Source organism: Streptomyces sp. NBC_00457, assembly GCF_036014015.1.
GTDB lineage: Bacteria > Actinomycetota > Actinomycetes > Streptomycetales > Streptomycetaceae > Streptomyces.
In genome coordinates, this window is record NZ_CP107905.1 from 422,116 (window position 1) to 435,153 (window position 13,038).

12 protein-coding genes are annotated in these 13,038 nt (G+C 71.0%); 1 reads left to right on the top strand and 11 read right to left on the bottom strand.

The window, feature by feature from the left end; all coding sequences use genetic code 11:
- Positions 1–31: 31 nt before the first annotated feature.
- The 9 genes from OG828_RS02020 to OG828_RS02060 all read right to left on the bottom strand — a co-directional run bounded on the left by OG828_RS02020 (position 32) and on the right by OG828_RS02060 (position 9,143).
- The gene (locus OG828_RS02020; RefSeq protein ID WP_328499884.1) at positions 32–505 is read right to left on the bottom strand and encodes a hypothetical protein; all 474 of its coding nucleotides are present in this window, start codon (positions 503–505) and stop codon (positions 32–34) included.
- 259 nt (positions 506–764) lie between these two features.
- Positions 765–2,186: an NADH-quinone oxidoreductase subunit N gene (locus tag OG828_RS02025; RefSeq protein ID WP_328504780.1), complete on the bottom strand. Its 1,422-nt coding sequence runs from the start codon at positions 2,184–2,186 to the stop codon at positions 765–767.
- Positions 2,187–2,191: 5 nt separating this feature from the next.
- Positions 2,192–3,700 (bottom strand): complex I subunit 4 family protein, encoded by a 1,509-nt coding sequence (locus OG828_RS02030; protein ID WP_328499885.1) that lies wholly within the window; start codon positions 3,698–3,700, stop codon positions 2,192–2,194.
- A 5-nt stretch (positions 3,701–3,705) separates the two neighbouring features.
- Complete coding sequence (locus tag OG828_RS02035) at positions 3,706–5,556, bottom strand: proton-conducting transporter transmembrane domain-containing protein (RefSeq protein ID WP_328499886.1); 1,851 nt, start codon at positions 5,554–5,556, stop codon at positions 3,706–3,708.
- Positions 5,553–5,858 (bottom strand): NADH-quinone oxidoreductase subunit NuoK, encoded by a 306-nt coding sequence (gene nuoK / locus OG828_RS02040; protein ID WP_328436340.1) that lies wholly within the window; start codon positions 5,856–5,858, stop codon positions 5,553–5,555. Before nuoK ends, OG828_RS02035 begins: the two co-directional genes overlap by 4 nt.
- Positions 5,855–6,418, bottom strand: coding sequence for an NADH-quinone oxidoreductase subunit J (locus OG828_RS02045; RefSeq protein ID WP_328349515.1), 564 nt, complete (start codon positions 6,416–6,418; stop codon positions 5,855–5,857). Before OG828_RS02045 ends, nuoK begins: the two co-directional genes overlap by 4 nt.
- Positions 6,419–6,431: 13 nt before the next feature.
- The gene (locus tag OG828_RS02050; protein ID WP_328499887.1) at positions 6,432–7,376 is read right to left on the bottom strand and encodes an NADH-quinone oxidoreductase subunit H; all 945 of its coding nucleotides are present in this window, start codon (positions 7,374–7,376) and stop codon (positions 6,432–6,434) included.
- A complete protein-coding gene (locus OG828_RS02055; protein ID WP_328499888.1) occupies positions 7,369–8,802 on the bottom strand; it encodes a hypothetical protein in 1,434 nt (477 codons plus the stop codon). Before OG828_RS02055 ends, OG828_RS02050 begins: the two co-directional genes overlap by 8 nt.
- Complete coding sequence (locus tag OG828_RS02060) at positions 8,793–9,143, bottom strand: NADH-quinone oxidoreductase subunit A (RefSeq protein ID WP_328499889.1); 351 nt, start codon at positions 9,141–9,143, stop codon at positions 8,793–8,795. The genes OG828_RS02055 and OG828_RS02060 overlap by 10 nt, the downstream gene beginning before the upstream one ends.
- Before the next feature lie 158 nt (positions 9,144–9,301).
- Between OG828_RS02060 and OG828_RS02065 the strand changes: the two genes are divergently transcribed.
- The gene (locus OG828_RS02065; protein WP_328499890.1) at positions 9,302–9,520 is read left to right on the top strand and encodes a heavy-metal-associated domain-containing protein; all 219 of its coding nucleotides are present in this window, start codon (positions 9,302–9,304) and stop codon (positions 9,518–9,520) included.
- Between the two features lie 455 nt (positions 9,521–9,975).
- Here OG828_RS02065 and OG828_RS02070 read toward each other — a convergent pair whose 3' ends face one another.
- Together OG828_RS02070 and OG828_RS02075 are read right to left on the bottom strand one after the other, a co-directional pair.
- Entirely contained in the window at positions 9,976–11,412 is a 1,437-nt protein-coding gene (locus OG828_RS02070) for an MFS transporter (RefSeq protein WP_328499891.1), read from the bottom strand.
- Positions 11,409–12,974, bottom strand: coding sequence for a DHA2 family efflux MFS transporter permease subunit (locus OG828_RS02075; RefSeq protein ID WP_328499892.1), 1,566 nt, complete (start codon positions 12,972–12,974; stop codon positions 11,409–11,411). Before OG828_RS02075 ends, OG828_RS02070 begins: the two co-directional genes overlap by 4 nt.
- Positions 12,975–13,038: the final 64 nt, after the last annotated feature.

Here is a 13,038-nt window from a genome sequence, read left to right on the forward strand (position 1 = left end):
GGGCGTGACGCGGCCCGCGCTGCGGTCCGGCCTATATCCGCAGCACTGACAGCTGAACGAGGAGAGGTCTCGGGGGTGGTGGGCTGGGGCACAGCACGGCCATCGCCCGGGCGAGTAGCGCCGTCAGCTGCTCTTTGCGGCGCGATGCGGCGCACAGGAACAACCAGAGCAGCCAGCCGCTGAGCACCGCCACGCACACGGACAGCACGTCCATGCTGATCGTGGGCTCGTCCACCGCGGCCGACGACGACGCCGGTGTCGCGGCCCCGTGGTCCGCCATCGCCTTGTCAGGCCCTGCGAATGTCCGGGTGTCGGCGGCCCCTTGGGCCATGCCGCCTTGGTGCGGGCCTACGACGGCATGGAGAGCGCCGGCCGTCGCCGAGCCCGAAGAGTGCTCCGGATGGCCCATCGTGTGCATGGCGAACACGCCGAATGTGAGCACGGCTACCAGCAGGAGGTACCCGAAGGCGCCACCCGCACGCAGCCGACCGCTCACACGCAACATGCCAGACATACTACTAAGCCGCTTCATAGAACGGCCACCGGACCGGGCCCGGCCGGCTCACGCCCATCGGCCGTCCCTCCTCGGGCCGCGATCTCCGTGCGCCACTGCGCCCATCCTCTGTTGATACTCGGCGGCATCGACGCGGCCATGCATCCGCAGGCCGACGAGCCACTGCTCTGCGGCGGCCAGGGCGGCCCGTCGCCCCCTCAGCCTCGCCAGGGGTGGACACCGCGATTCCTCCGGCGTGCGACTGGGCGCGTCATCGCGCGAGCGGTCCGCCCAGCATGTCCAGGACGGCCCCGCCCAGCAGCCCGAGTAGGACGGATCCGATCGCCGCCGCGTAGGCAACGACGGCAGCTGATCTTGACCGCGTACCCGGATCACCCACGGCACCGTGTGAGAGAAACGCCGGGGCGATCCAGCGCAGGTAGTAGAAGAGTGAAGCCACCGTGTTGACGGCCGCGACGACCACGAGCCATGCGTAGCCGCCGTCGAAGGCCGCGCTGAAGGCTTCCAGCTTGCCGAGGAAGACGGCGGTCGGGGGCGTGCCCACCAGGCCCAGCAGGCAGACGACGAGCGAGGCCAGCAGGGCCGGTTGGGTCCGCGCCAGGCCCCGGTAATCGTCGATGGTGTGGGCTGCGGGGAGTGCGCAGACGACGGCGAAGGCGCCGAGGTTGGTCAGCGCGTATCCGGCCAGGTAGTACAGGAACGCCTCCTGGTCGAGGTCAGTGCGTCCGGCAACGGCCACCGGGAGCAGGAGATAGCCGACCTGGCTGATGGTGGAGTACGCGAGGAGCCGCTTGACGTCCTGTTGGAAGAAGGCCGCCAGGTTGCCCAGTGTCATCGAGGCCACCGAGAGCACGGCCACCAGGTCTGCCCATGGCAGGTCGGCGTCCGCGAGCGGCACGGCGGCGAGTCGGTAGAACGCCGCCAGCGCGCCGATCTTGGGGATCGTGGTGAGGAAGGCGGCGACCGGCGCCGAGCTGCCCTGGACGGCGTCCGGCACCCAGAAGTGGCCGGGCACGCCGCCAGCCTTGAACAGGATACCGGCGAGCAGGGCGAGTGTGCCGACCGCCACCAATCCGGCCGGTGCCTCGGCGAGTTCGGTGCGCAGCATGGGATACGCAGTGGCCCGCCCGGCGGCGAGCAGCACGGTGACGCCGACGAGCATCAGCACGCCGAGGAGCGCGCCGACGACGTAGAACTTCAGGGCCGCCTCGGTACCGGGGCCATCCTTGCGGAACCCGGCGAGCGCGTAGGCGGGCACGCTGGCCAGCAGGTAGCCGGCGGCGAGGAGGAGCAGGTCCTGGGATCCGGCCATCATCAGGGCGCCGGCGGAGGCGAGTTGGAGCAGGACGTAGAACTCGGTCTCGCGCGGGTCGGCGTACAGGCGCGGCATGGCGAGCGCGAGGACCAGCAGCGTGGCGCCGAGGATGACGATCCTGCTGGTGGCCGTGAGCGTGTCCAGGGCGAAGGACTCGCCGAAGGCCGTCTCCACGGGCTTGGTCGCGGCCATCGCGGCGGCCACGATCCCCGCGGTGCAGGCCGCTCCCGCCAGGGCCCCGGTCAGCCACTGGCGGCGGCGCGGCAGCCACGCCCCGAGCAGCAGACCGAGTACGGCGGAGGCGGCGAGCAGGACCTCGGGCAGGAGGTCGAGGGGGTTCTCGTTCATCCCGGTCATCTCGTTCATCGCGCGAGCAGCTCCAGCACGGTGCGCGAGGCGGGTTCGATGACGTCGAGGACGAACCTGGGAGCGAGGCCGAGGACGACGCCCAGGGCCAGCAGCGGGACGATCGCGAGCCCTTCGTGAACGCGGATGTCGGGGAACGGCCGGTCGGTACCCGGCGCGGCGACGGGCAGCCGCAGCGGACCGAGGAAGACCTGTTGCAGGGCACGCAGGAACAGACCCGCGGTGAGCAGGATCCCCAGCACGGCCAGGCCCGTGGCGACCGGCTCCGGCCCCAAACTCCCGGTGAGGATCTGAAACTCGGCGATGAAGCCGGAGAAGCCGGGCAGCCCGAGGGAGGCGAAGGCGGCGACGCCGGCCAGCGCGGCAAAGACGGGCGCCCGCCCGGCGACACCCGAGTACGCGGACATCTCGTACGTCCGCCCACGCTCGTACAGCACGCCGGAGAGCAGGAACAGCGCCCCGGTCAGCAGCCCATGGCTGACCATCTGGAAGACGGACCCGGTGATGGCGAGTCGGCGGGCCTCCTCCTGCCCGGCGCCGACGGCACCTGCCGCGCCGATCGCAAGGATGATGTAGCCCATGTGGTTGACGGAGGTGTAGGCGACCATCCGTTTGAAGTCGGTCTGGGCGAGGGCGACGAGCGCGCCGTACAGCACGGAGACCACGCCGACGACGACGAAGACGAGAGCGTAGTCCCGCCAGGCGTCGGGCAGGACGGGCATGGCGATGCGCAGGAAACCGTAGGTGCCCATCTTCAGCAGCACTCCGGCGAGGATCGCCGACCCGGCAGCCGGGGCGTCGGTGTGGGCGGGCGGCAGCCAGGTGTGGAAGGGCACGGTCGGGGTCTTGACCGCCAGTCCGACGGCGACGGCGAGGAGGACGAGGCCGCCGTATGTCCCGCGTCCGGCCAGTGGGTTGGCGTCGGTCAGTTCGACGATGTCGAAGGTGTGCGGGTCGGCGGCCAGGTACAGACCGATGAAGCCGAGCAGCAGGGCGAGGGAGCCGATGAAGGTGTAGAGGAAGAACTTCAGCGCGGCGCGGGCGGCGTCCTTGTGGCCCCACCCGGCGATGATGAAGTACATCGCCACGATGGACAGGTCGAAGAAGACGAAGAACAGGATCAGGTCGAGGGCGACGAACAGGCCGAGGCATGTGGTCTGGAGGAAGAGGAACAGGGCCGCGAACTCCCTGGGCCGCCGGGTCTCGCGCCAGGCGTACGCGGCGCAGGCGAGGAACAGCACGCAGGTGACGGCCACCAGGGGCAGGGACAGGCCGTCGACTCCGACGTGGTAGCTGATGCCCGCGCTGGGGATCCAGCGGGCCTTGGTCTCGTACTGCATGCCGCCGTCGGCCCGGTATCCCGCCCAGACGATCACCGTCAGGACCAGCTCGGCAGCGGCGGTCGCTACCCAGGCCGTCAGGAACAGAGTGCGTGGCGCACTGCGCGGCACGCACAGCAGGAGGGCCGCCATGGCGGTCGGGAGCAGGACGATGGCCGTGAGCACGGCGGTCACCTCACGAGGACGAGGACGACGGCGAGGACGGTGAAGGCGGCGACCGCCTGAGCGAGGTACTGATGCAACTGCCCGGTCTGCGGCCTGCGCGCCCAGCGGCCGAGCACGCGGGCACCGCCCGCCACGCCCTCCACGGTGCCGTCGACGAGCCGCTCGGCCTGGGCGTTGGTCCATTGGGCCAGCCGCACCGAGCCGCGGGCCGTGCCCTCGACGGCGCGGTCCAGCACCCGGTCGTCGAAGGCGGCGAGGGCGTGAGCGAGGCGCATGACCGGGCGTACGAGGAGGACACGCGCCGCGTTTTCCAGGAGCAGCCAGTCCGAAACCCGGCCCGCGATCCGGCCGGGCAGAATGCGGAGTTGAGGGCCGCGGATCCAGACCACGGCCGAGACGGCGACCGCGAGCACGCCAGACAGCGCGAACTCCCATACATACGGGGTTGGTTGCGCTCCGCCGCCGAGCGTCTGCTCGACCGCGTCCCGTACGGGCGGAAAGGATGTGACGGTCAGGGCGGCGCAGGCGATGGCAAGGGTCACGAGCGGCAGCCGGGTCGCATACGGCAGCGGCTCCCGACGGTCACCCGTTGCAGGAGCGGGCTGCCAGACGAACCACAGCGCCTTCGCGCTGTAGACCGCGGAGATCACCGCACCTGCCAGCCCGACGACGTACAGCGCCGCGTTGTCCCCAAGGGCGCCGGCGAGGAGTACGTCCTTGGCCGCCCACAGCGCCAAGGGCGGGACCCCGGCCAGAGCCAGGGCCGCGACGCTGAAAGTGATCCCGGCCGTACGGTGCCGCCGGGCCGCACCCCGCAAGGCAGGCAGCGCCTTGCTGCCCAAGGTCGTCAGCCATGCGCCCGCCACGAGGAAGGCCAGGCTCTTCGCGGCGGCGTGCGCGATGAGTTGCAGGGTTCCGCCGGTGACCGCACCGGCTCCGGCGGCGAGCACCATGAAGCCGATCTGGGCGCAGGTCGAGGCGGCGAGCAACTGCTTGAGGTCGGTCTGCGCCACGGCGACCAGGCCGAGCACCACCGCCGTCACCGCACCCGTCCATGCCACGAGAGGCCCGCCCCAATCGGACTGCGCGAGCAGTGGCTCCAGCCGCAGCAGCAGATACGCCCCTGCCACCACCATGGTCGCCGAGTGCAGCAGGGCGGAGACCGGGCTCGGGCCCTGCATGGCCCTGGACAGCCAGAAGCTGAACGGCAGTTGGGCCGACTTGCCGAACGCGGCCGCAATGATGCCGACGGTGATGACCGCGGACCACGCGCCGGTCGCGTCCGGGAGCTCGTCGAGGGCGAGGGAACCGGCCTGCCCACTGGCCAGCGCCGCCCCGGCTGCGAGGTAGAGGCCGAGGTCGGCGGCGCGGGTGGTGAGGAAGGCCGTGTTGGCGGCATCGCCGCGCTCGGGGTCGCGCCACCAGTAACCGATCAGCGCCCAGGAGGTGGCGCCCATCACCTCCCACGCCATCAGCAGGACCGTCAGCGTGGTAGCGGTGACCGTCGTCAGCATCGCGCCGGCGAACAGCAGCATCAGTCCGAAGAAGCGGGCGCGTGCCTCCCCCGGTCCGATGTCGGCGACGCTGAACAAGAGGACGGCCGCGGTCACCACGGTGACGGTGACGACCATGAGGCCCGACAGCCCGTCGACCGCGAGCCCGGCGGGGAGCCCATCAAGCAGCGGCGCCTCGACCCGGGGATGCTCGAACGCCACCGCGACGGCGAGGCCGAGTGCGGCAACGGCCGTACCGACCGCGACCGTCGGGGCGTACCGGTCCGCCGGGCGGCCGATGACCGCGAGCACAGTCCCCACGGTCAGCGGCAGCGCGATGAGCGCCCACAGCAGCGCGCTCACTCCTTCAACTCCGCCGCCATGTCGGTCATGTCGACCTCACGGGCCCGGAACAGCGCGGTGACCACGGCGAACCCGATCGCCATCTCCACCGCCATGACCGTGACCGCCAGGACGACCAGCACCTGCCCGTCGGCCGCCTCCGGCGCGATGTAGTGCCACACGGCCGCCGCGCCGACGATGATGCCGCCCAGCATCAGTTCCAGCCCCATCATCAGCATCACGATCGACTGCTGGGTGAGCGCGCCGAACAGGCCGATGCTGAACAGAGCCGCTGCGAGCAGCAGAAAGAGTTCCAGGCTCATCGGACCGTCCCTCCCCGTACCGGGTCGTCGGCGGTACGCGCCTTGAGATCGTCGCCGAAGCGGTCGTAGCGGCCCCGACGGGTGGCCAGGACGACGGTCGCGACGATGGTGGCGAACAGGGCGAGGCCCAAGGTCATCATGGTGAGCATCTGCGGACCCATCAGCGACAGGCCCAGGTCCATGGTCGGATCGGCCGACGGCCTGCCGCGCCGGGACGGCCACGGAGCGAGCAGGATCCCGGCGGCGAGCACGGCGAAGACCACCGCGCAGATCACGGCAGCGCCCTTCGTGTTGTGCACCATGGTCATCGGCATGAGCCCCGCTGGGTTCATCATGTACATCACCATGAACACGGCCATGATGGCCATCTCGATGGTCATCATCAGCACGATCACGACCCCGAGGTAGTCCAGCCCGAGCAGCAGCACTTCACCGCCGACGCACAGGAGAGAGGTCAGCAGCGCGTACGTCGCCCGGGCCATGGAGTCGAACCGGAACACCATTAACCCACTGGCCACCGCCAGCAGGGCCAGCACCCAGAAGACCACGTCGTCGAGCACGGCCCTCACCTCCTCATCGGTTCAGGACGACGACGGCCACGACCAGCGCCTGAAGCAGCGTCAGCGGCACCAGCACCATCCACGCCAGCTCCATGTACCGCTCCATCCGCAGCACGGGCAGCAGCCGACGCCCTGCCACCAACAGCGCCAGCACCGCCGCCGTCTTCAGCAGCGTCCACGCCCAGCCCGGCAGCAGCGGGCCGTGCCCGCCGCCGAGGAACAGCGGCACGCTGAAGCCGGCGGTCACCACGAGCAGCATCCACCGGCCGCCCAGGAACACCAGCCGGTCCACGCCCGCCAGTTCGACGGCGGCGCCCCCTGCCGCGTCCTGTGCGAGCGGGTACGCGAACGGCCCCCAGAAGGCCATCGCGAGCGCGCTCAGCAGGTAGACGACGAACGCGGCCGGCATCCACACCACGAACCACAGCCCGCCCTGGGCCGCGACCAGGTCCCCGACCCGGAGCGACTCGGCTCCCAGGGCGGCGGTGGTGATCGCGAACATGTGCGGAAGTTCGTACGCCAGACCCTGCGCCAGGAACCGGTACCCACCGATCAGCGACAGCGCCGAGTTCGGCCCCCAGCCCGCCAGCCAGACCGCCGCCCAGGCCAGTGCCTCCATCGCGTTGAACCACACGATGCCGACGGACGGATCGCTCACGGAACGGAAGCCCCACGGCAGTACGGCACCCGCGAGCACCGCCGCCACCGGGACCAGCACCATGCCCAGCCGTCCGAGGAGCCGGTCGGCGGCCGTCGTACGGCGCGGCTGCTGGACGAGCAGCCGCAGGGCTTCGCGTAACGGGGCCATCGCTCGCAGCCCCGCCTCCCGGACGCTTCCGGCGGGCCCGCGCTCGGCCGCCCCGGACAGGACCGCGTCGAACCCGGCCGTGACCACGGCGGCCACCGCCAGGGCGACAGGGAGGATGACGGTCGCCCAGAGGGGCGCGGCATCAGACATGGGCCGCCCCTGACACGGGCGCGAGCGCGAGTTCATCGAGGTCGGGATCAAGGCTGGCCACGATGATCCGTGCGCAGGCGAACTCCGCGCCGGTCAGCAACTCCGGAAGGATGTCGAGCAGCGCCTGCGACGGCGGCTGCGCTCCGTCCAGGCGTCCGCGCGGGCCGGTGAGATCGTCCGGCGTCAACGGCTGTTCGGCGTCGAGTACTTCGAGGCCGCGCTCGACCTCGTCCAGCCAGATCCGCAGTCGGTCGTATGCGTCCCCGTCCGCAGTGAGGGCCGGCCCGGTCACTCCTGCCTCGCCCGCTCTGGCGGACGACAACTCCCCCAGCCCGGCGATCGACCAGCGCAGGGTGCGTGACCGCCGCACTCTGCGCAGTACCCCGCGCAGGTCGCCGCCGATCCCTTCGCGCGGCGCCCCCGACAGCAGCTCGTCCCGCAGCCGACGGCACCGCGCGGCGACGTCGTCCCAGCCGACGACAGCGAGGAGCCGCGCCACACTGTCCAAATGCGCGGCACAGCGCCGACGCGCCGCACTTCCGCTGGTGACTTCCTCCCCCTGCGCCGCCCGCAGCCATGGCTCGTCCCAGAAGGGCAGTCGATGGCCGCGCGGTACGGGGAGGTGGTCGACCTCTACGTCCTGTACGACGTCTCCTTGCAGAGTGAGTCGGAGAACGAGCCCTGTCGGCCAGTCGGTCAGGCCGGGGCCGATCGGTACGTGCAGCTGATCGAGTCTCAGCTCGTCACGGTCGTCGGCCCGTTCGGCCATGGGCAGGCCTGCCACATCGCCCATGGCATGCATGTCGTGGCCCATGTGATCGATGTGGGCGAAATGGCCTTCGTGCTCCGTGTGATCCAGGTGCGCGGCGTGGTCGTCGGGGTGGTGGTTCTCGTGGCCCTCATGGCCGGGGTGAGCCGCAGGGCCGCCATGGCCGTGGCCCATGGACCGGTGCGGATGACCTTGATCGTCGGGTGCTGGAGGCGGCGAGCTGCCGTGGTGGGCCCCGTGGCCCTGATCGTCACCGTGCCCTTGATGCTCCCCTTGCGCACGACCGCCAGGCTCACCCGCCGCGGCCCCCTGCTGGTCGTCCACTTCGGCCTCGCGCGGAGTAACCGCCCTCTCGGTCAGATCCCTCCGCGCCATCTCGAGCGCGTGCACGGCGTGCCCGGTCTCCTCGACCACGATGCGCACGGCCGGGTCCGGCATCGACCGCTCGATGTCGTCCAGCCACTCCGCCTCCCGCGGCTCCGGGACGCCACAGACGACCATCAGGTCGGCGGCGGCGGGGGCGCCCGCCACCGGCCACCCCCGCCGGCGTACCTCTGCCTCCACCGCCAGCCGGATGTCCGTCGCTCCGGGCAGCGCGACCGCCAGGACCGCCGGACGCTGCATCGCCGTACGCCGCAGGAGATTTCTCAGGTCCACCGCAGGGCTCCCTCGCGCCAGGCGTAGGCCACCGCAGCGAAGAGGATCCCCAGGAAGAGGAACATCTCGACAACGGCCGTGGTGCCCACTTCGGAGACGACCTTCACCCACGGGTACATGAAGAGCATCTCCATGTCGAAGGCCAGGAAGATCATGGTGACCGCGTACCAGCGCACATGGAACCGGGAAACGGCATGCTCACCCGGCTTGAGACCTCCGGAGAAGGGGCCCGTCTCCAGGGGAGTCCGCGCTGCCGCCAGCCACAGGCCCAATCCGTAGAGGAGCGCCAGCCCGGCCCCGACCACACCGAGAAGGACCAGCATCGGCTGCCATGCGTCCATCCCGCCCGACCTCCGTTCTCGACGTCATACGGCTTATGGCGAAGCGCCCCACCACTAAGGACATTCGTGGTGGGAATACCACCAGGACCACTCCCACCCCGAGGAGAGCTTACCCCCTAGGGGTATTGTGGGCACTCCTCTTCGGAAGGAGCAAGAACATGGTTCAGAAGGTGTACGACGTCAAAGGCATGACGTGCGACCACTGCGTCCAGGCCGTCAGCTCCGAACTCAGCGGCCTCCCCGGAGTCGAGGACGTCCAGGTGGATCTGCCGTCGGGCCAGGTCACGGTGACCAGCGAACGGCAGCTGGATTCCGGCGCCGTCGCCGCTGCGGTCGACGAGGCAGGCTACGAGCTCGCCGGCGGCGAGAGCCAGTGAACCGGCGGGCCGAGCTGCTGCGCCGGGCCGTCGGTCACCCTGTCGTCAGGCTCACGGCCGCGGCGCTTCTCCAGGCCGCGGCCTCCCGCCTCACGGATCCCGGAGCCGCCCCGGCGCGAAAGCCCTGCGCGTGCGGCGGCGCTGCCGGCACGGTTCGCTGAGCTGGTCCGGTCACCACGACAAGGGCTGCTCTGCTCCCCCTTGTAGGGCGTAGGTATGGCGCAGCTGGCAGTCCTACGAATTCAGGCCGCCGACACGGCGTGCAGGCCGGAACGACGGCGCCCGAGGCCTCACCCAACGCCGAAAACACCGGAACCGGCGCAGGTGAGGAAGAAGGCGGCCATGCGGAGGACGGCCACGCCCCTTGAGTCGGGGCGCCGGTGGCCGGGGGCTGCATCAGACTACGACCGCTGCGGCTCCCGGCACCGGAGGAACTGTCGGCCTTGTTGCCCGGGTCAGTGCACATGCGGGCCGCCGGTCGACTGCGGTTTGCCACGCGGTACGAGGCCCAGGGCCACGACGGCGCTGACGGCGGCAGCCACCGCACACACCGTGAACGCGTCGGCGAAGCCACCCACCGCGCCTCGCTCGAAGCCGGTTGCCGCGACGGTCGAAACGACGGCGACGCCGATCGAGCCACCGACCTCGTGGAAGGTGTTGACGACTCCGGAGGCGAGCCCCGCCTCCCGATGCTCGACCATCGCCAGCGCGGTCGTCGTGGCGGTGACGAACACCGCGCCGATGCCGAGCGAGGCGATCACGAAGCCGGGCAGGAGTCCGGCGTACAGGCTGCCGGTCTCCGACAACTGGGTCAGGGGAATGGTTCCGGCGGTGGCGACGAGCATGCCCGCGACAGCGGTCGGGCGGCTGCCGATCCGGCCCACGAGCCGGGACCCGAGGTGGGCGCCGATGCCGGTGGCCACGGCGACGGGCAGGAACACCAGCCCGGTCCGCAGCGGGCTGAAGCCGCGAACGTGCTGGAGATACACCGACCCGAGGAAGAAGAACGCGATCAGCAGGGCGGTGGCGATCAGCATCAGGAAGGCACCGGCGAGCACCGGTCGGCGGGTGAACATCCGAAGATCCATCAGCGGAGCCCGGCTGGCCCGCTCGACCAGCGCGAAGGCCGCATAGGCGAGTACCGCACCGGCCAGCGGCAGCAGGGTCGAAGCGTCCGCCCATCCGGCGTCCCCCGCCTTGACCAAGCCGTAGATCAGGGCTGCGGTGCCCGCGGTGACGAGCAGCGCGCCGGGGATGTCGAGTCGTGCGGGCTGCGGAGCGCGGGCAGGGACGAAGGCGGGCAGGGCGAGCAGCAGGAGCAGCCCGACGGGCACGTTGATGTAGAACACCCATTGCCAGCCGGGTCCGTCGGTCAGGGCTCCGCCGAGGAGTACGCCGGCCGCCGAGCCGGTGCCGCCGATCGCCGCCCAGACACCGAGCGCCTTGTTGCGTTCGGTGCCGTGGAAAGTGGTGGTGACGATGGAGAGCGCGGCCGGGGACAGCAGGGCGGCGCCGACGCCCTGGCCGATCCGGCCGCCGAGCAGCGTCGGGGCGTTCTCGGCGAGACCGGTGACCAGTGAGGCGGCCGTGAAGAGCACGAGTCCGGCGAGCAGGGTGCGACGGGCGCCGAGGGCGTCGGCGAGTCGGCCGCCGAGCAGCATCAGCCCGCCGAAGCAGAGGGTGTAGGCGGTGACCACCCAGGTCAGGGTCTCCCGGCCGAGGTCCAGGTCGGACGCCATGTCGGGCAGGGCGACGTTCACGACGGTGACGTCGAGGATCAGCATGAACTGGGCGACGCAGATCAGCGCGAGGGCTGCCCAGCGGTGCGGGTCGGTGGGCGGGTGGTGGTCGTGTTCGGCCATGTGCGGGGCACCGGCTGCGGAGTGGGTCATGACGGGTCCTTCGGGTGTGTTGTTCCGGTCGGGTCCGCGCCGCGGGCCGGGGCGAGGAAGAGGGCGAGGAGCACGCCCGCCGCAGTGACACCGGCACCGGCGAACATCGCCGGTCCCATGCCGTCGACGAACGCGCGGCGGGCGGCCTCGGCGAAGGCGTTTCCGGCCCCGCCCGGCAGTTGCTCGGCGAGGGCGAGCGCGGTGCCCAGGGACTCCTTCGCGGAGTCGAGGAAGCCCTCGGGAACAGGGGCGGACAGGTCGTCGAGTCCGCTGCGGTAACGGTCGGAGAGCAGGCTGCCCATGACGGCGACTCCGCTCGCCGCACCGAGTTGGATGGCGGCGCTGTTGGTGGCCGAGCCCACGCCGAGGTCGTTTTCGGGCAGCGAGCCGACGATGGCGTCGCTGGTCGCGGTGATGACGAATCCGGCGCCCGCGCCCAGCAGCAGCATCGCCACCAGAGCCCGGCCGTAGCCGTCCGTCGCCTCGGTGGTGGCGAGCACCACTGAAGAGGCGGACAGCAGGGCGAGCCCCACGGCTGACACCGCGCGCATCCCCATGCGTGGCGTGAGAACGCCCGCCAGTGGTCCGGCAACCAGCAGCGCGAGCGCGGCCGGGCCGAGCCGGAGCCCTGTCTGCCCGGGGCTGTACCCGAGCACCAACTGGAAGTGCTGCACGGCCACGAACAGCGTGCCGATCAGCGCGAACGCACCCAGCAGCACCAGCAGGTCGCCCGTGGCGAGCGGCCGGTGCCGGAAGATCCTGGACGGCAGCATCGGGGACGCGGCCCGGCGCTGCCATGCGAGGAAGGCGACCAGCAGGAGGGCACCCGCCGCGAAAGCGGCCGGCACGGCAGAACTCGTCCAGCCGCGGTCGGGCCCTTCGATGACCGCCCAGAGCACGCTTGCCACGGCCACCACGGACAGCAGCGCCCCGGCGGGATCCAGTCGCCCGCTCTCGGGCGCACGGGAGTTGGGCACGAGCAGGGCTGCGGCGATCAGGCCCGCGATGCCTATGGGGAGGTTGATCAGGAACACCGCGCCCCACCAGTAGTGGCTCAGCAGCCAGCCGCCGGCCATCGGCCCGATCACCGTCCCGACGCCGACGGCCGCCGACCAGATGCCGATCGCCTTGGTGCGTTCGGCGCCGCGCGGGAAGACGTTCCCGATGACGGCGAGCGTGGCGGGCATGATCAAGGCCTCGCCGACTCCCATGGCTCCACGGGCGAGAACCAATGTGGTGACGGTTCCGGCGTATGCGGCGACCACGGACGCTGCCGTGAACAGCGCCAGGCCGGTCATGAAGATCCACTTACGGCCGAGCCGGTCCGCCAGGCTGCCGCAGAACAGCACCAGGCTGCCGGACATCAGCGCATAGCTGTCGACGATCCACTGCAACTGGCTAGTGGAGGCGCCGAGTTCACCGACGAGGGTCGGCAGGGCGACGTTCAGCACGGTGGTGTCGAGGCCGACGACCAGCAGGCTCACGCTCACGACGGCGAGGGTGAGCCAGCGTCGGACCGGCGGGTCGGCCGTCTGCGGTAGGGCGGTTTCCCGATGCGTCACGGAAGGCACGAGGTCCCCTTTCTCGTGCACGGTCTCGCTCGACCGCGCGACTAACTGAACCATA

Coding starts and splice junctions, on each gene's coding strand:
- OG828_RS02070 (WP_328499891.1), bottom strand. CDS start 11,412: ATGACCCACTCCGCAGCCGGTGCCCCGCACATGGCCGAACACGACCAC.
- OG828_RS02020 (WP_328499884.1), bottom strand. CDS start 505: ATGTTGCGTGTGAGCGGTCGGCTGCGTGCGGGTGGCGCCTTCGGGTAC.
- OG828_RS02025 (WP_328504780.1), bottom strand. CDS start 2,186: ATGACCGGGATGAACGAGAACCCCCTCGACCTCCTGCCCGAGGTCCTG.
- nuoK (WP_328436340.1), bottom strand. CDS start 5,858: ATGAGCCTGGAACTCTTTCTGCTGCTCGCAGCGGCTCTGTTCAGCATC.
- OG828_RS02050 (WP_328499887.1), bottom strand. CDS start 7,376: ATGTCTGATGCCGCGCCCCTCTGGGCGACCGTCATCCTCCCTGTCGCC.
- OG828_RS02065 (WP_328499890.1), top strand. CDS start 9,302: ATGGTTCAGAAGGTGTACGACGTCAAAGGCATGACGTGCGACCACTGC.
- OG828_RS02060 (WP_328499889.1), bottom strand. CDS start 9,143: ATGGACGCATGGCAGCCGATGCTGGTCCTTCTCGGTGTGGTCGGGGCC.